The 17,425-nt window shown below is 68.0% G+C and carries 18 protein-coding genes; 14 read left to right on the top strand and 4 right to left on the bottom strand.

Annotation, left to right across the window (positions count from 1 at the left end; all coding sequences use genetic code 11):
- Positions 1-75: 75 nt before the first annotated feature.
- Positions 76-1,038, top strand: coding sequence for a tripartite tricarboxylate transporter substrate binding protein (locus B0W80_RS12695; RefSeq protein ID WP_076999503.1), 963 nt, complete (start codon positions 76-78; stop codon positions 1,036-1,038).
- Between the two features lie 55 nt (positions 1,039-1,093).
- Here the strand turns inward: B0W80_RS12695 and B0W80_RS12700 are convergent, their stop codons facing one another.
- From B0W80_RS12700 to B0W80_RS12710, 3 genes are all read right to left on the bottom strand, one after another.
- Positions 1,094-2,302, bottom strand: coding sequence for a CaiB/BaiF CoA-transferase family protein (locus tag B0W80_RS12700; RefSeq protein ID WP_076999504.1), 1,209 nt, complete (start codon positions 2,300-2,302; stop codon positions 1,094-1,096).
- A 79-nt stretch (positions 2,303-2,381) separates the two neighbouring features.
- Entirely contained in the window at positions 2,382-3,131 is a 750-nt protein-coding gene (locus B0W80_RS12705; RefSeq protein WP_076999505.1) for an SDR family NAD(P)-dependent oxidoreductase, read from the bottom strand.
- A gap of 9 nt (positions 3,132-3,140) precedes the next feature.
- On the bottom strand, positions 3,141-4,106 hold the full coding sequence (locus B0W80_RS12710) for a tripartite tricarboxylate transporter substrate binding protein (protein WP_076999506.1): 966 nt from the start codon (positions 4,104-4,106) through the stop codon (positions 3,141-3,143).
- Positions 4,107-4,260: 154 nt separating this feature from the next.
- Between B0W80_RS12710 and B0W80_RS12715 the strand changes: the two genes are divergently transcribed.
- The 4 genes from B0W80_RS12715 (at position 4,261) to B0W80_RS12730 (ending at position 9,147) form a co-directional block, all read left to right on the top strand.
- The gene (locus B0W80_RS12715; RefSeq protein WP_076999524.1) at positions 4,261-4,689 is read left to right on the top strand and encodes a hypothetical protein; all 429 of its coding nucleotides are present in this window, start codon (positions 4,261-4,263) and stop codon (positions 4,687-4,689) included.
- Positions 4,690-4,804: 115 nt separating this feature from the next.
- Complete coding sequence (locus B0W80_RS12720) at positions 4,805-5,824, top strand: ABC transporter substrate-binding protein (protein WP_076999507.1); 1,020 nt, start codon at positions 4,805-4,807, stop codon at positions 5,822-5,824.
- A 19-nt stretch (positions 5,825-5,843) separates the two neighbouring features.
- Positions 5,844-8,069: an iron ABC transporter permease gene (locus B0W80_RS12725; protein ID WP_076999508.1), complete on the top strand. Its 2,226-nt coding sequence runs from the start codon at positions 5,844-5,846 to the stop codon at positions 8,067-8,069.
- Between the two features lie 16 nt (positions 8,070-8,085).
- Positions 8,086-9,147, top strand: a complete 1,062-nt coding sequence (locus tag B0W80_RS12730) for an ABC transporter ATP-binding protein (protein ID WP_076999509.1) — start codon at positions 8,086-8,088, stop codon at positions 9,145-9,147.
- A gap of 55 nt (positions 9,148-9,202) precedes the next feature.
- On the opposite strand, the gene ssb is transcribed toward B0W80_RS12730, so the two are convergent.
- The gene (gene ssb / locus B0W80_RS12735) at positions 9,203-9,724 is read right to left on the bottom strand and encodes a single-stranded DNA-binding protein (protein WP_076999510.1); all 522 of its coding nucleotides are present in this window, start codon (positions 9,722-9,724) and stop codon (positions 9,203-9,205) included.
- Positions 9,725-9,763: 39 nt separating this feature from the next.
- On the opposite strand from ssb, the gene B0W80_RS12740 reads away from it, so the two are divergent.
- The 9 genes from B0W80_RS12740 to B0W80_RS12780 form a co-directional block, all read left to right on the top strand.
- On the top strand, positions 9,764-10,717 hold the full coding sequence (locus tag B0W80_RS12740) for an AraC family transcriptional regulator (RefSeq protein WP_256856559.1): 954 nt from the start codon (positions 9,764-9,766) through the stop codon (positions 10,715-10,717).
- A gap of 112 nt (positions 10,718-10,829) precedes the next feature.
- A complete protein-coding gene (locus B0W80_RS12745; RefSeq protein WP_076999512.1) occupies positions 10,830-11,639 on the top strand; it encodes an NAD(P)H-dependent oxidoreductase in 810 nt (269 codons plus the stop codon).
- A gap of 41 nt (positions 11,640-11,680) precedes the next feature.
- The gene (locus tag B0W80_RS12750) at positions 11,681-12,862 is read left to right on the top strand and encodes an FAD-binding oxidoreductase (RefSeq protein ID WP_076999513.1); all 1,182 of its coding nucleotides are present in this window, start codon (positions 11,681-11,683) and stop codon (positions 12,860-12,862) included.
- Positions 12,863-12,874: 12 nt separating this feature from the next.
- Positions 12,875-13,648 (top strand): SDR family NAD(P)-dependent oxidoreductase, encoded by a 774-nt coding sequence (locus B0W80_RS12755; protein WP_076999514.1) that lies wholly within the window; start codon positions 12,875-12,877, stop codon positions 13,646-13,648.
- A 3-nt stretch (positions 13,649-13,651) separates the two neighbouring features.
- Positions 13,652-14,104 (top strand): VOC family protein, encoded by a 453-nt coding sequence (locus B0W80_RS12760; protein ID WP_076999515.1) that lies wholly within the window; start codon positions 13,652-13,654, stop codon positions 14,102-14,104.
- A 22-nt stretch (positions 14,105-14,126) separates the two neighbouring features.
- On the top strand, positions 14,127-14,885 hold the full coding sequence (locus B0W80_RS12765) for a LamB/YcsF family protein (RefSeq protein ID WP_076999516.1): 759 nt from the start codon (positions 14,127-14,129) through the stop codon (positions 14,883-14,885).
- Between the two features lie 4 nt (positions 14,886-14,889).
- Positions 14,890-15,612 (top strand): allophanate hydrolase subunit 1, encoded by a 723-nt coding sequence (locus tag B0W80_RS12770; protein ID WP_076999517.1) that lies wholly within the window; start codon positions 14,890-14,892, stop codon positions 15,610-15,612.
- Positions 15,609-16,613, top strand: coding sequence for a biotin-dependent carboxyltransferase family protein (locus B0W80_RS12775; protein ID WP_076999518.1), 1,005 nt, complete (start codon positions 15,609-15,611; stop codon positions 16,611-16,613). The genes B0W80_RS12770 and B0W80_RS12775 overlap by 4 nt, the downstream gene beginning before the upstream one ends.
- 39 nt (positions 16,614-16,652) lie before the next feature.
- Positions 16,653-17,425, top strand: a 773-nt coding sequence (locus tag B0W80_RS12780; protein ID WP_179106896.1) for a chloride channel protein, incomplete at its 3' end; no start/stop codon positions are given.

The raw sequence follows: 17,425 nt of genomic DNA on the forward strand, positions 1-17,425 counted from the left end.
CGTGCAGACCGCCGCCGGCGGCCGACTCCTAGACTGGATCAGGCGTCCGATTCCGGGCCGACAACAGGAGACAGAATGAACTATCGCAAGCTCGTCGCGGGCCTGGCGCTGGGCGCCTGCGCGCTCGCGCCCGCACTCGTGCTCGCCCAGCAGGTGACCCGCATCGTGGTGCCCTTCGCCGCCGGCGGCGGCACCGACCAGTACTGCCGCATCCTGGCCCAGGAGCTCAACAAGCAGGGCCTCAACGTCATCATCGACAACAAGCCCGGTGCCAGCGGCATCGTCGCCGCCGACCACGTGGCGCGCTCGAAGCCCGATGGGCTGACGGTGCTGGTGTCGTCGCTGGGCACGCTGGCGAACAACAGCGTGCTGTACGACAAGCTGCCCTACGACCCGGCCAAGGATTTCGCCGCGGTCACGCAGATCGCCTACCAGCCGGCCATCGTCGTCGGACGCGCCGACCTCCCCTACAAGAACATCAAGGAGATGGTGGCCTACGCCCGGCAGAACCCCGGCAAGATCAACCGCGGCTCACCGGGTGCGGCCATCCTGACCAACCTGGCGCCCATCGCCTTCGAGAAGCAGCAGGGCATCAGCACGCTGCACGTGCCCTTCAACGGCGACACGCCGGCCGTGCAGGCACTGCTGGGCGACCAGATCGACATCCACGGCACCTCGATCACGGGATCGCTGCCCTACGTGAAGTCCGGCAAGCTGCGCGTGCTGGGCGTGATGGATGCCAAGCGCCTGCCGCAGGTGCCCGATGCGCCCACCTTCAAGGAACAGGGCTTCGACATGGAGGCCACGCTCTGGTATTCGCTGTCGGTGCCGGCCGGCACGCCGAGGCCGGTGATCGACCGCCTGAACAAGGCAGTGAACCAGGTGATCGCCGATCCGGAATTCGTGGCGCGTGCGCGCGCCATCGGCATGGAGCCGCGGGGCGGCACGCCCGAGGACCTGGACCGCTTCATCAAGGTGGAGTCGGACCGCTGGGTGCCGCTGCTGCGCAGCCTGAACCTGCCCAAGCAGTCGCATTGAAGGCCGCGGTTGCAGGCGCCGCACGGCAAGGCACTGGCCTTGCCTTTTTTTGCGCCTATCGAATGACGCTCCGGCTGCCCAGCGATTCGAGCTGGGCCGCGTCGATGCCCAGCAGTTCGCTCAGCACCTCGGCCGTGTGCTCCCCCAGATGCGGCGGATGGCGGCGCACGTCCGAACGCGCGCCGTCGATGACGTAGGGCGGCGCATGCACGGCCTGCGGGCCGGCCTCGGTGTCTTCGAAACGGTGCCAGGCCTGCGTCTGCGCCGTGCGCTCGGACTGCAAGGCCTCGTACAGGCCCAGCACCTCACCGCACGGGATGCCGGCTTCGTTCATGCGCGCCAGCAGGTCGGCGCGCTCGAATTGGCGGATGCTGGCCAGGAGGATCGGCAGCAGTTCCTGGCGGTTCTTCGAGCGTTCCGTGTTGGTGGCGAACTTCGGGTCGAGCGCCAGCTCAGGGCGCACGATGACCTCGTCGCAGAACTTCCTGAACTGGCTGTTGTTGCCGACGGCGACGACCAGCGGACCGTCCGCCGCCTCGAACACGCCGTAGGGCACGATGGACGGGTGCGAATTGCCGAACTTCGGCGGATCCTTCTGGTCGAGCCAGGCGGTGAGGCCGTAGTACGAGGTGATCATCATCCCGCTGTCGTACAGCGACATCTGGATATGGCGGCCCTGGCCGGTGCGCGTGCGCTCGAAAAGCACGGCGAGGATGGCCTGCGCCGAGTACATGCCGGTGAACATGTCGACCGCGGCGATGCCGAACTTGAGCGGGCCCTGCCCTTCCTCGCCGTTCATGGCCATCATGCCGGTCTCGCCCTGGATCACCAGGTCGTAGCCGGGCCGCGCCTTCTCCTGGCTCAGCACCGAGTAGCCCGAGATCGAGCAGTAGATGATGCCGGGGTTGATCTCGCGCAGGTCGTCGTAGCCCAGGCCCATCTTGCGTACACCGCCGTACTTGAAGTTCTGGATCACGACGTCGCACTGCGCGGCGAGCTTGCGCACGAGTTCCTGGCCCTCCGGCGTCTGCAGGTCCACGCAGATCGAGCGCTTGTTGCGGTTGCAGCTGTTGAAGTACGAGGTGTTGTGGCTGCCGATGCGCTGGCCCCAGTCGCGCGTGTCGTCGCCGCGCTCGGGATGCTCGACCTTGATCACGTCGGCGCCCAGGTCGGCCAGCGCCATGCCGCACAAGGGGCCCGCCAACACCCGCGAGAGATCGAGCACGCGCACGCCGGCGAGCGGCTGCATCGAAGAATGGTTCATTGCTTGTCCTTGGTCTGTCTCTTGGTGGCGTCCGATCGACTGCCGGGGCCGCGCATGCGGCGGCCGCGTGCAGGACGCTTCAGTTGGCCGTGTAGCCGCCGTCGACTGGCAAGATGGTGCCGGTGACGTAGCGGGCCTGGTCCGAGGCCAGGAACACCACCGGGCCCGCGATGTCCGGTGGCTCGCCCACGCGGCGCAGCAGCGTGCGGCGCACCATGCGTTCGTAGCGCTCGGCATCGTCTTCGATGTGGGTGGTCATGGGCGTGCGGACCAGCCCCGGCGCCACCGCGTTGACGCGCACCCCGTGGGGGCCGAAGTCGCGCGCCAGAAATTTGGTGAGCTGGCCGACCGCGCCCTTCGAGGCGCCGTAGGCCAGGTGCGCCGAAGTCGCCACGAGCGAGGTGATCGAGGCGACATTGACCACGGCGCCGCGCGTCTCGCGCAACCCGGCGGCGCAGGCCGTCGTCAGGTTGAGCACACCCTTGACGTTGACCGCCATCACGTGGTCGATGTCCTGCGCGAGCGCCTCCGCTTCGAAGACCTTGCTGCGGCCGCGCACGCCGGCGTTGTTGACGAGCACGCCGACCGGGCCCCAGGCCTCGCGAAGATCGGCGACCACGGCCTCGCACTGCGCGGCGTCGCGCACGTCGAGCGCATAGGGTCGCACGCGGTCCGTGTCGTGGCCGGTGCGTGCCGCGGCCTCTCGCGTCTTTTGGAGGTCGACGTCCGGCAGCGCGACACGGCAGCCGGCCTCGAGCAACCGGGCCGCGATGGCGAAGCCGATGCCCTGGCTCGCCCCGCTGACCAGGGCGACGGTGTCAACGAACATCGGGCGCCTTCACTGCGCCTGCTTGGGCAGGTCCAGCCGCTGCAGCAGCGGAATCCAGCGCTCGGTCTCGGACTTGACGTAGGCGGCCAGGGCTTCCGGCGTGCCGCCGCGCGGCTCCATGCCGATGGCTTGCGCGCGGGTGACGAAGTCGGGGTCGGCCAGCACCTGGTTGACGGCGTGGTTGAGCTTGTCGACGACATCCTTCGGCGTGCCGGCCGGGGCCGAGAGCGCATACCAGAGCAGCGCCTCGATGTCGTAGCCCTGCTCCTTGAAGGTGGGCGCGTCGGGCACCTGGGGCAGGCGCTTGGTGTCCATCACGCCCAGCACGCGCATCTTGCCGGCCTTGACGTGCTGCAGCGGGCCGGTGATGGAGGTGCCCTGGATGTCGATCTGGCTGCCCAGCAAGGCCTGCAGGCCGGGCGAATCGCCGTTGAAGGGAATGTGCGTGGTGCGGATGCCGGCCATGCTCTCGAAGGCCATGGGCGCCAGGTTGGTCAGGATCGACGCGCCCGGCGACCCGCGGTTGATCTTGTCCGGATGGGCCTTGGCGTAGGCCACCATCTCCTTGATGTTCTTGTAGGGCAGGTCGGGACGGCCCACGACGATGGTCGGCTGGTAGGCGATCTGCGTGACCGGCGTGAAGCTCTTGACCGGGTCGTAGGGCAGCTTCTCGTACATCACCGTGTTGCTGGCCAGGATGCTCAGCGAACTCATCAGCAGCGTGGTGCCGTCGGGCTTGGAGCGGGCGACGTTGTCGGCCGCCACGATGCCGCTGGCGCCAGGCTTGTTCTCCACGATGGTCTGCATGCCACGCTTGGTCAGGTCCGCCGCCAGCAGGCGCGCATACTGGTCGGTGCCGCCGCCTGCCGCGAACGGCACGACGATGCGAATGGGTTGCTGGGCCTGCGCCGTGCCGACCGCGAGAACGAGGCCGAGGCCGAGCAGAAAGCCGCCGAGGCGCCTGCGGGTTTGCATGTCGATGTCTCCTGAATGGGATGCGGAAAAGGTTTTTCCCAGTTTAGGAGGCCGTGTCGGGCACCGTGCATCGAAGCATGAAAAGGTGCTTTGTAGTTTCGGAGCGAATCCGCGCATCCGTGGCGGCTCGGCAGCCTCGTTCACAATGCCGCGCATGCAACCGATCACGCTGCTCGAGAAGAACGTCGAGTTCGGCAACGCCGGCGAGCTCGACACCCGGAACACGGGGTGGTTCGTCGGCTTTAGCCCCTGGACCCAGGGCACGCCGGGCCAGCTGCGGCACGTGCCGGCCGGCGAGGCCATGGCCGGCCTGTGCGTCAAGTGGTTCTCGCACGGCGCGGGCGACCCGAACGGCGAGCCGAAGCCGCTGAGCGAAGGCAGGACGATGTCGATCCTGGTCAGCCCCGAGAGCGAGTTCAGGATCGAGTTCTCGACGCGCGCCGACTTCGCCGCGGACACCTTCATCGCGCACACCCTGCGCCGCCACGGCGACTTCGCGATCTGGGGCCCCGGCGTGTTCCACCGGGCCTTCGGCGTGAAGCCGGCGTCGATCCTGACGGTACGCTGGGCCACGCCGGGATAGCGGGACTCGACCGGAGACCCCGGCCGCTTGATGGTAGTTGTACCGATCGTGCGGCACGGCGCTTCCCGCTAACCTGCACTTTTGACCCAGAGTCCTTCACGGGAGCCAAATACACATGAAGAAGCTGCCGACATTCACCGCGGTGGTGGCGCTGATGAGCCTGTCCGCCGCCGCTTCGGCCCAAACCGTCAACGTGATCTGCTCGGTCCAGGCCGAGTGGTGCAACATGATCTCGACGGTCTATGCGCGCACGACGGGCGTCAAGCTCAACATGTCGCTCAAGGGCTCGGGCGAGGCTCTGGCCCAGTTGATCGCCGAGCGCGACAACCCCAAGACCGACGTCTGGTTCGGCGGCACCGGCGATCCGCACCTCCAGGCGGCCGAGGCGGGCCTCACGCTCGAATACAAGTCGCCGACGCTCGCGCAGCTCTATCCGTGGGCCCAGCAGCAGGCGCAGCAGTCGAACTACAAGACGGTCGGCATCTACTCCGGGCCGCTGGGCTTCGGCTACAACACCGAGCTGCTGGCCAAGAAGAAGCTGGGCGTTCCACGCAGCTGGGCCGACCTGTTGAAGCCCGAGTACAAGGGCGACGTGCAGGTGGCCAACCCGGCATCGAGCGGCACGGCCTACACCATGATCGCGACGCTCGTGCAGCTGATGGGCGAAGACAAGGCCTTCGAGTACCTGAAGGGCCTGCATCGCAACGTGAGCCAGTACACCCGCTCGGGCACGGGGCCGATCAAGGCCGTGGCACGCGGCGAGACCGCCGTCTCGATCAGCTTCATCCACGACGCGCCGCAGGAGCGCATGGCGGGCTTCCCGGTCGAGACGGTGACGCCGTCGGAAGGCACCGGCGCCGAGATCGGGTCGATGAGCATCATCAAGGGCGCGCGCAACCTCGAGCAGGCCAAGAAGTTCTACGAATGGGCGCTCACGCCACAGGCCCAGACCTTCGGCGCCGCCTCGAAGCAGTACCAGCTGCCCTCCAACAAGGCGACGCCCGTCGACCCGAACGTGCCCGACTTCAAGAAGATCAAGATGATCAACTACGACTATGCGAAGTACGGCGAAAGCAGCGAGCGCAAGCGCTTGATCGCGCGCTGGGAGAAGGACGTCAACTCGCGTCCGCACTGAGGCGCCGGCAGGTCATCACGTGACATCGACGCGCCGCGGCCGGCGCGGCCCCGACGCCGCCGTGTGGTGGTGGATCGCAATCGGGTCGGCGGCCTATCTCTTGTTGCCCTGGTACGCGCTTCAGGACGCCAGCTGGTACGAGGCATTGCCCCAGGTCTTCACCCCGGGCGAGGCCGCGTCCAACGGTGTGCTGCAGGCGCTCGCCGGGCGCGTCTGGCTCTGGATCGGCGTCGCGGGCCTGGCGGTCTGCGCGCTGGGCGCCTTGCTGCCTGCGGGCCGCTGGCAAGGCCGTGTGCTGCTCACGGGCGGCGGCGCGGGCTTCCTCGGCCTGGCCATCAGCGGCTTCCTGATCGGCGCCAAGGGTTGGAGCGTGGCGGCCATCGAGGCGCGCGTGGGCGAGCTGGCGCTGAACCAGTTCGGCATCGGCGCCGGCGGCTTCATCGTGCTCGCCGCCTTGCTGCTGCTCGCCGCCTTCGGGCTGGCGCGCATGGGCTACTTCCGTGGCGATCTGTTCGTCTCGGCCGCGGTGCTGGGCTGCGGTGCGCTGCTGGCGCTGTTCATCGTCTACCCCGTGACGAAGGCGCTGGCAGGCGCCTTCTTCGATGACAGCGGGCGTGCGACCCTCGGCGCGCTGTTCGGCCGGATCGGCACCGAGCAGGTGTGGGGCCTCGGCTGCGTGGCAGGCGGAACGCGTTGCGGCGTTGCGTGGAACACGCTCGCGCTGGCGCTGCTGACCGCCACCGGCACCACCTTCCTGGGGACGCTGCTGGCCCTGATGGCCGAGCGCGGCGGGCCGCGCTGGCGCCGTCCACTGGGCGTGCTGGCGGTGCTGCCGATCATCACGCCGCCCTTCGTGGTGGGGCTCGGTCTGATACTGCTGTTCGGCCGTGCGGGCGTGGTGAACCAGTTGCTGGAAAGCATGTTCGGCATCGAGCCCACGCGCTGGTTCTACGGGCTGCCGGGCATTTTCGTGGCGCAGCTGTTCGCCTTCACGCCGATCGCCTTCATGATCATGCGCGGCGTGGTGCAGGGCGTGGCGCCGAGCCTGGAAGAGGCCGCGCAGATGCTGCGCGCCGACCGCCGCCGCGCCTTCTTCACGGTGACCCTGCCGCTGATCGCGCCGGGGCTGGCCAATGCCTTCCTGGTCGGCTTCATCGAGAGCATTGCGGACTTCGGCAATCCGATCGTGGTGGGCGGGCAGTTCGCGGTGCTGTCGACCGACATCTTCTTCGCCATCGTCGGCGCGCAGTTCGACCAGGGTCGCGCCGCATCGCTGGCCTGGCTGTTGACGCTGTTCGCGCTGGCCGTGTTCGCGATCCAGCGCGCGCTGCTCGGCAAGCGCAACTACACGACGGTGAGCGGCAAGGGCGACGCCGGCATCGCCATGGCGCTGCCCGACGGCGTGCGCCGCGCCGTCCAGCTCATCGCATTGCCGTGGGTCGCGTTCACCGTGGTGGTGTACCTGTTCGCCTTCGCCGGCGGCTTCGTCCAGACCTGGGGACGCGACTACAGCCCCACGCTGCGGCACTTCCACACGGCGTTCGCGCTCGAGTGGAGTTCGTTCGGCCTGGTGTGGGCCGGCACCGCCTGGAACTCGATGATCACCACCGTCAAGCTGGCCGCCATCGCCGCGCCGCTGACGGCCGCGCTGGGCCTGCTCATCGCCTGGCTGCTGGCGCGCAATTCGTTCCGCGGGCAGGGGGCCTTCGAGTTCGGCGCGCTGCTGGCCTTCGCCATTCCGGGGACCGTGCTGGGCGTGAGCTACATCCTGGCCTTCAACGTGCCGCCGCTCGAACTCACCGGCACCGGCCTCATCATCGTGCTGTGCTTCATGTTCCGGAACCTGCCGGTGGGGGTGCGCGCGGGCACCGCGGCGTTCAAGCAGCTCGACCGGTCGCTCGACGAGGCGTCGCTGATGCTGCGCGCCTCGACGGCAGACACCTTGTTCCGGGTCGTGCTTCCGCTCTTGAAGCCGGCACTCGCGGCCGCGCTGGTCTACAGCTTCGTGCGCGCGATGACGACCGTGAGCGCCGTGATCTTCCTGGTCACGGCCGAGAACGAACTGGCCACCACCTACATCATCAGCCGCGTCGGCAACGGCGACTATGGCGTCGCGCTCGCCTACTGCACGGTGCTGATGCTGCTGATGGGCATCGCCATCGCGCTCGTGCAGTGGCTGGTCGGCGAGCGCCGCCTGGGCCGCCGCAAGGCCGGCGCGCCAACGGTGGCGGCCGCATCGCTTTGAGGACGAGACACGCACCATGAGCACCGGCATCGAACTCCGCAACATCACCAAGCGCTACGGCAGCGACGCCGACGCGCCGCTGGCCGTCAAGGGCATCAGCTTCGAGGTGCCGGCCGGCACGCTGACGACCATCCTCGGCCCGTCCGGCTGCGGCAAGACGACGACGCTGCGGATGATCGCGGGCCTGGAGTCGCCGACCTCCGGCGCCATCGTCATGGGCGGGCGCGACGTTACGACGCTCGGGCCGGCCGAGCGCAACGTGAGCATGATGTTCCAGAGCTATGCGCTGTTCCCGCACATGAACGTGGTCGACAACGTGGCCTACGGGCCCCGCATGAGCGGCCTGAAGCGAGAGGAAGCACGGGCGCGTGCGCGCGACGCGCTGCGCGGCGTGGGCCTGGCCGATTTCGACGAACGGCTGCCCAGCGAACTGTCCGGCGGGCAGCAGCAGCGCGTGGCGCTGGCGCGCGCGCTCGTGCTCGAGCCCGCGGTGCTGCTCTTCGACGAGCCGCTGTCGAACCTCGACGCCCGCCTGCGGCGCGAGATGCGCGAGGAGATCCGCAGCCTGCAGCAGCGGCTGCGCCTGACGGTCGCCTACGTCACCCACGACCAGAGCGAGGCGCTGGCCGTCAGCGACCAGATCATCGTCATGAACGACGGCGTGATCGCCCAGTGCGGCACGCCGCAGCAGATGTACGGCCAGCCCGAAAGCGAGTTCGTCGCCGGCTTCATGGGCGAGGCGATGGTCTTTCCGGCGCTGGCGCATGCGGACGGCCGGGTCGACATGGGGCCGTTGGCCCTGCCTTCCCGTCCGGGCGTGCCGGCCGGGATCGTCAAGGTCGCCGTGCGGCCCGAGGCCTGGCTCATCGGATCGGCGGTGGGGCTCGACGCAACGGTGAGCAAGCTGGCGTACCTGGGGAGCTACTACGAGTACGTCTTCGAGACGGCGCTGGGCTTCGTCCTCGTCATCTCCGCGGACATCGCGCGCCCGCTGGCCCTCGGCACCCGCACCACCTTGTCGCTGGGCCACCAGGGGGTGTCGATCGTGCCGGCGGACGAGGGGGCGCGCAGCACGTGAAAACGCGCCGGGGCTTGGGGCCGACCGGCGCGTTCGCGGAGAGGGAAGGCGCTTCTCAGAAGGGAATGTCGTCGTCCATGTCGTCGAAGCCCGACGAGGACTTGGCCGGTGCCTGGCGCGGTGCCGGCGCCGGTGCGCGCGGCGCCGCGGCCGGCGCGCGCGAGTAACCGCCGCCGCCGCCACCGCCGTAGCCACCACCACCGTAGCCGCCGTCGTCGTCACCCGACGGTGCGCCCTGGCCCTGGCGGCTGCCCAGCATCTGCATCTGGTCGACACGGATGTCGGTCGCGTACTTTTCGACGCCATCCTTGTCGGTGTACTTGCGCGTGCGGATCTGGCCTTCGACGTAGATCTGCGAGCCCTTGCGCAGGTACTGCGCGGCGATCTCGGCCAGGCGGCCGTTGAACACCAGGCGGTGCCATTCGGTGGCCTCGCGCATCTCGCCGCTTTGCTTGTCCTTCCACTTGTCGGTGGTGGCGATGGTCACGTTGCACACCTGGTCGCCGCTCGGGAAGGTACGGGTTTCGGGATCGCGGCCGAGGTTGCCGACGAGGATGACTTTGTTGACCGATGCCATGGAAGCCCCTGAGATGGTGAGAGGTGGATAGATTTTGCCGTGGGGTCGAAGAGTTTTGCCGGGTTCGGACACCCGAAAGGCAATCTGTTTGCCGCGGCGCGCCAACCCTCGAAACGAACACGGACGGTGATTCGGGCAAGTCTAACCGTCAAAACCCGCCGCTTCAGCCCCCGGGAAACCGTGGCTTCGCACCACCCTGGCCGGGCGGCGACCCGGCGCGCCACAATGGGCGGGCTGGAAATCAGAGAGCGAGGAAAGCGAATGCGACTGGACGGGTTGGTGCAAGGCTGGCTCACGCGCACGCCCGGACTGATCGAAACCCTGTTCGACCGGCTGCCCGACGTGCTCTTCTACGTGAAGGACCAGCAGGGGCTATACCTCTGGGCGAACCAGACGCTGATCGACCGCGCCGGCCTGCTGGGCGTCGACAGCGTTGTCGGCAAGACGGCCGATCAGCTGTTTCCGGCCTCGGGCCTGAGCACGGTGGCACAAGACCTGGAAGTGATCGAGACCGGACGCCCGATCCTCGAACTGCTGCGGCTCTACCAGACGAAGCGCGGCGATCGCTACTGGTGTCTCAGCTCCAAATTCCCGCTGCGCGACGATGCCGAGCGCATCGTCGGCCTGGCCGGCCTGTCGCGCGACCTTCCTCGTCCGAACGAGCGGCATCAAAGCTATCGCCGGCTCAAGACCTTCCTCGAATTCGTCGACCGGGGTCTCGACGGCTCCGTGCGGATCTCAGAGGCCGCCGAGCATGCGGCGGTGTCGATGGACACGCTGGGTCGCCTGGTCCACGAGGTCTTTCACGTCACGCCGAAGCAACTGCTCATGCAGAAGCGGGTCGACAAGGCCTGCAGGCTTCTGGAAGACACGTCGATGTCGATCACGGACATTTCGGCGGCATGCGGCTATGCCGACCACAGCGCGTTCTCGCGGCAGTTCAAGGTGGCGACCAACATGACGCCGGCGCAATACCGAAGCTTCCGGACATAGGCTGGGCGTCCGCGCGCTGCGCAGGCCTGCAACGCCGCACTGTGCAGAAAACCGCAACCGCCTGCGTTTCGGGTTCTATCGGCATCACGGGCCCGCGCGCACAATTTTCGGCATGCACTGCCTCATCGTCCACGCGCATCCCGAACCCGCTTCCTTCAACGGCGCATTGAAAGATGTCGCCCGCAAAGCGCTGGAGCAGATGGGACACACCGTCGCCATCAGCGACCTCTACCGCATGGGCTGGAACCCGGCCCTGGGCGCAGCGGACTTCGGCGACCGTGCCGATGCCGACTACCTCGACCTTTCCCGCGAACAGGAGCATGCCTTCGCCCGGGGCGGACAAGCCGCCGACGTGCTGGCGGAACAGGCCAAGGTGGCGGCCGCCGATCTGGTGATCTTCCAGTTTCCGGTCTGGTGGTTCTCGATGCCCGCCATCCTCAAGGGATGGGTCGACCGCGTCTTCAGCCGCGGCTTCGCATACTCGTCGGGACGCAAGTACGAGAGCGGGCACTTCAAAGGCAAGCGCGCGATGCTGTGCCTGACGACCGGAACGGCGTCGACCCTGTACGAGCCGAACGGCATCGACGGCGATCTTCATCACGTGCTCTGGCCCATCCACAACGGCATCCTCGGCTACACCGGCTTCACCGTGCTGCCGCCCTTCGCGGCATGGATGCCCGCGCGCGTATCGGCGCAGGCGAGACAGGACTATCTCGATGCCTTCGTGGAGCGCTTGCGCAACATCGAATCCACCGAGCCGCTTTTCTTCCACCCCTGGCGCGACTACGACGAATCGCAACGCCTCAAGCCGGGCGTGGCGGCGCGCTCGGGCGTGCAGTGGAATCCTTCCGCGGCGGAAAGCTTCGAGGCATCTGCTGCGCGACATGCGCGAGGACAAACCCTGCCTGCCACGACCGCCTGAACGGTCCGACCTCGACCCATTCATCTCCCAGGTGATCGACCATGTCTTCCACAACTACAAGCTCCGAGCGAGTCGTCATCGTCGGCGGCGCCATCATGGGCAGCTTCGGCGCCTGGTCATTGCGCAAGGCGGGCTTCGCCGGATCGATCACCGTCGTCGAGAAAGACTCGACGTACCAGTTCTCTTCGACGGCGCTATCGGCCGCGTCGATCCGCACCCAATTCGGAACGCCGACGAACATCCAGATGAGCTTGTTCGCAGCCGAGATGTTTCGCAACATCAAGGCGGTCTTCGGCGATGACGTCGACATCGGCTACCAGGAAAAGGGCTACCTGATCCTCGGCAGGCACGACCAGATCGCAGAGCGCATGGAGGCGGCCCGCATGCAGCGCAGTCACGGCGCCGACGTGCGGGTGCTCGACCCGTCGGAACTCGGCGAACGCTTTCCCGGCATCCGCTTCGACGACGTGGGCATCGGTACGTTCGGCCTTCAGCACGAAGGCTGGTTCGACGCGTGGAGCCTGCTGTCGGCGGTGCGGCGGGCAGCGCGCCAACTGGACGTGCGCTACACGGAAACCGCGGTCACCGGCTTCCGGACGCAGGGCGACAGGGTGACGGGCGTGGACCTGGCCGGCGGCGACATGCTGGAGTGCGACCACTGTGTGCTGGCTGCGGGTGCGCTGTCCGGCCGGCTGGCGGCATCGCTGGGCATCGCGCTTCCGGTCGTGCCGAAGAAACGCACGGTTTTCTCTTTCAAGACGCCGTTTCGGTTGAAGAACTTTCCGATGCTCTTCGATGCGAGCGGCATCTGGGTCCGCCCCGAGGGTGAAGGCTACATCGGTGGCATCCAGCCACCGGACGCCATGGACATCGACGCCGACGGCGACTTCGAGCCGCACCATGACCTGATGGAAGAAGTGTTCTGGCCGCTGCTGGCCCACCGCATTCCTGCCATGGAAGAGCTGCGGCTGAACCGGGCCTGGGCAGGCCACTACGAGGTCAACACCCTGGACCACAACGGCGTGGTCGGCGCGCATGACGAACTGCGCAACCTGATCTTTGCGACGGGGTTCTCGGGCCACGGCGTCATGCATGCGCCGGCCGTGGGGCGCGGCGTCGCCGAACTGATCGTCGCCGGCGCTTTCCAGTCCATCGACATGACGCCCTTGGGTTGGGCGCGCATCCGCAGCTCGACGCCTTTGGTCGAGTCCATCGTTTATTGAAAGGGTTTCCAGATGAAGCTTGAAAACAGAGTGGCGGTCGTGACGGGCGCCGCGCGCGGCATCGGCCGCGCGACGGCAGAGCGTCTTCTGAGCGAAGGGGCCAAGGTGGTGATCTCGGACATCGACGAGCAGACCTTGCTGAAGACGGCGGGCGAGATCGGCACGGCGGGCAAGCTGCTGGCCGTGCGTGCGGACGTGTCCGTCAAGAGCGAGGTGGTCGCGCTGGTGGCGGAGGCCGTCAGGCACTTCGGCGCCATCGACATCATGGTGAACAACGCCGGCATCGCACCGGTGGTCGAGTTCCTGGACGTCACCGAGGACATCCTCGACCGCGTGCTGGACGTCAACCTCAAGGGCGCCTTCTACGGCACCCAGGCAGCCGGCCGCGAGATGATCCGCCGCGGCAAGGGCGGCGTGATCATCAACATGTCGTCGATCAATTCCGGCCTCGCCAATCCCAACGTCGCGCCGTACGCCATCTCCAAAGGCGGCATGAACCAGGTCACGTCGACCGCGGCGGTGGCCTTCTCGCCGTACGACATCCGGGTCGTCGGCGTGGGGCCGGGCACCATCATGACCGACATGGTCGCCGGTGCCTTCGTCCAGAGCGCAGGCGATCATGCGATCCTGTCGCGCACGCCGCTGGGCCGCTACGGCCAGCCGTTCGAGATCGCGTCGGTGGTGGCCTTCCTGGCGAGCGACGATGCGTCGTACATCACGGGCGAAACCATGTACGTCGACGGTGGCCGCCGCGTACTGAACTACGTCGTGCCGGTCAGGAGCTGACAGATGACCACCCTGTTCGACAAGCTTCACCACATCTGCATCGTCGTGCACGACATCGACAAGTCGCAGGCCTACTACGAATCCATCGGCGTGGGCCCCTGGACGGCCTACCCGCCGCTGGCCGAGTACAAAGAGCTGAACGTTCCGAGCAAGGAAGGCTTTCTCACGCTCAAGTACCGGGTGTGCAACCTGCCGAACGTGCAGATCCAGTTGTGCGAGCCCAGCGACGCGCCGTCGCCCCAGCGCATTCACCTGAACACCAAGGGCGAAGGCGTTTTCCACATCGGCTTCGAGGTGCCGGACGCCGATGCCGCGCAGGCCGAGGCCGGGGCGCTGGGCCTGTCCGTCGCGATGCACGGCCGCCGTGCGAACCGCACCGGCTTCGACTACTACGACTCGGTGGAAGGTGCGGGCGTGACGCTGCTGACGCGCGCCACCAACCTGCCCGGCAAGTGAACGACGCGACAACGAGGCCGCCATGCGCATCGATCTGAATTCCGATCTCGGTGAAGGCTACGGACCCTGGGTCATGGGCAACGACGCACGGATCCTCGACAGCGTCACCAGTGCGAACATCGCCTGCGGTGGCCATGCGGGCGACCCCGAGACCATGTACCGAACGCTGCGGCTCGCGGCAGAGCGCGGCGTGACCGTCGGTGCGCACCCGGGCTACGCCGATCGCGAGGGCTTCGGACGCCGGGTGATTCCGATGCAGCCGGCCGAGATCGGCCGCATGGTCGCGGCGCAGATCGGTGCGCTGATCGCCATGGCGGGCCTCGCGGGCAGTCGCGTGCGCTATGTCAAGCCGCATGGCGCGCTCGGCAATCTTGCAGCAGCGGATGCGGCCGTTGCCCAGGCCATCGTCTCGGCGGTCCACACGGTCGATCCGTCGCTCGCCATCCTCGCCATTTCCGGCACGCGCCTCGAAGCCGTTGCGCGTGAAGCGGGTCTGGCCGTGTTTTCGGAGATCTTTGCCGATCGCGCGTACCTGCCCGATGGCCAACTGATGCCGCGCAACCGTCCGGGCGCGGTGTTGCACGACGCGAAGGAAGCAGCGGACCGGCTGATCGGCTACCTCGCCAGCGGAAGAATGCCCGTGCAGGGCGCAGAGCCCATCGACCTGAAGGCCCATTCGATCTGCGTGCACGGCGACAGCCCGGAGGCCGTCGAGATGGCTCGCACCGTCAGGATGCGCCTCGAAGCCGAAGGGGTGGTGCTGGCCCCGTTCCTCGGTTGACCCGATGGCGGAAGGCAGCGAGGTGTCTGCACCAGGCTGGCCCCGATACGTCCCGGTCGCGGACCATGCGCTGCTCGTGTCCTTCGGCGATGCGATCAGCGACCCGACCAGCGCGGCGGTGCTCGGCCTGGACCGCGCCCTGGCGCAGTCGCCGCCCGAAGGACTGCTCGAATGCATCCCGGCGTTGGTCAATCTGCTGATCGAGTTCGATCCGCTGGTCACCGACCATGTCCGCATCCAGGAGGCCGTGGAACGCCTTCGCCGTTTGCCATCGCCTGATGCGAGCACAGTAGCGACGCGCGAGGTCGAGGTTTGCTACGAGGGCGACTTCGCGCCCGACATCGCAGCGGTGGCGCAGGCATCGGGCCTGACGGTCGACGAGGTCATCCATCACCACTTGCACGGCACCTACCAGGTGCGCATGTACGGGTTCGCGCCCGGGTATGCGTACATGGCTGGCGTGCCGACGGAAATCCATGTGCCGCGCAAGGCCGCGGCGGTGCGCGACATCGCCGCCGGCAGCGTGCTCATCGCCGGCACCCAGTGCCTGGTGACGACGCTCAAGATGCCCACCGGCTGGTCGATCATCGGGCGCTCGCCCACGGCCATCCTGACGCGCGACGAGCGTGCCACGACGCCGGTGCTCTTCGACGTGGGCGACCGGGTGCTGTTCAAGCGCATCAGCCTACCGCAGTACGAAGCGCGCCGCGCGCTGACCATGCCATGAGCGACGCCACGTTGCGCATCACGGCTTGCGGACCACTGGTTTCCTACCAGGACGGTGGGCGTTCCGGCATGTCGAGGTTCGGCGTGCCGGCTTCGGGGCCGATGGATCGGCTCGCGCATGCGGCTGCCCATGCGGCCTTGGGGAATCTCGAAGGCTCGACGGCCATCGAGGTTTCCACCGGCGGCCTCGAACTGGTGTGCGAGTCGGGCGAAGTCACCTGCAGCATCGCGGGTGGCGGCTTTCAGGTCGTGCATGAAGGCATGCGAACCCAGTCCTGGTGCGTGCGCACCCTGCGGGCTGGTGACACGCTGGCCATTCGCCCGGGCGCCTGGGGAAGCTGGGCCTATCTGGCGTTCTGCGGCGAGGTGCTGTGCAGGACGTGGGCGGGGCGAAGCGCCACGCACACGACGTCCGGGCTCGGTGGCGGCACGCTGTCGGCAGGCGACGCGGTGGTGCTGCGCCATCCAAGGGTGTCGGAGGAGCGTGAGGGGCCTCTTCCGGTTCCGGAGTTCGCGTACGCGCGCAAGGGTGTTCGCGTGGTGATGGGGCCGCAGACCGAAGCATTCGCCGCCGGGTCGGAGGCCTTGTTCCTGGGCCATGACTTCACGGTCACGCCGGCCTTCGATCGCATGGGCATGCGGCTCGCCGGCCCCACCTTGGCGTTGAACGATGCGTTGTCGATCCCATCCGAGCCGATCGTGCGGGGATCGATCCAGGTGGCCGGCGATGGCGTCGCGTCCGTTCTCTCGGCCGATCATCAGACCACCGGCGGGTACCCGAAGATCGCCACGATCATCGACGCAGACCTCGATTCGGTGGCTCAGCTTCGTCCGCGAGACGGCCTGCGCTTCTGCGCCGTGTCGGCATCGGAGGCCATCCTGATCCGGCGATCGGAAGCGCCGGCCAGACGACGCTACCTCGAACAGATCGCGGTGCCGCAAGGCGACCTGCAGACCCGGTTGATGCGGGACAACCTGATCAGCGGCGTCCTCTTCAGCTAGCGGCGAAGGCTGCGGGCGCTGCGACAATGCGCCGCAGCGATGAGCCGCGAACCCGACTTCCTCGAGAACCTGCGTGCCGAACTGTCGGGCGGCCGCCGCTGGCTCGACCGGGCGATCGTGCTGGCCTACGCGGTGGTGGCGGGCCTGCTCGTGGTCGGCCTGACGATGGCGGGCGACCGCGCATTCGCGCTGTTCGAGCGCCTGTACGACGCGCAACCGTGGGCGCTGCTGGTGTGGACACCAGCCCTGACCGTCGTCATCGTCTGGGCCACGCGCCGCTGGTTCCCGGGCGCGGCCGGCTCCGGCATTCCGCAGGTCAAGGCGGCACTCGAGCCCGCCCTGCCGCCGGAACGCATCGGCCGCCTGGTGTCGCTGCGGCTCGCGCTGGCCAAGATGGTGCTGACGGTCGGTGGCCTGGCGGCGGGGCTGTCGATCGGACGTGAAGGCCCGTCGGTGCAGGTGGCGGCGGCCGTGATGCAGCACGCACGGCGCTGGCTGTCACCCGGCACCGTGATCGATGCGCGCGCCCTGCTGGTGGCCGGCGGTGCGGCGGGCATCGCGGCGGCCTTCAACGCGCCGCTGGCCGGCGTGCTCTTCGCGATCGAGGAGCTGTACGGCCGCTTCGAGGCGCGCGCCAGCGGCCTGATCATCACGGCCATCGTGCTGGCCGGGCTGGTCGCGGTGGCGGTGTTCGGCAACCACAGCTACTTCGGCGTCATCCGCGTGCCGTACCTGGACTGGTCGGCGCTGGTGCCGGGCGTGGCCGTCACGCTGGCCGCCGGCGTGGCGGGCGGGCTGTTTTCGCGCCTGAT

The organism is Variovorax sp. KK3 (genome assembly GCF_001984055.1).
In the GTDB taxonomy this organism is placed as follows: Bacteria; Pseudomonadota; Gammaproteobacteria; order Burkholderiales; family Burkholderiaceae_C; genus Variovorax.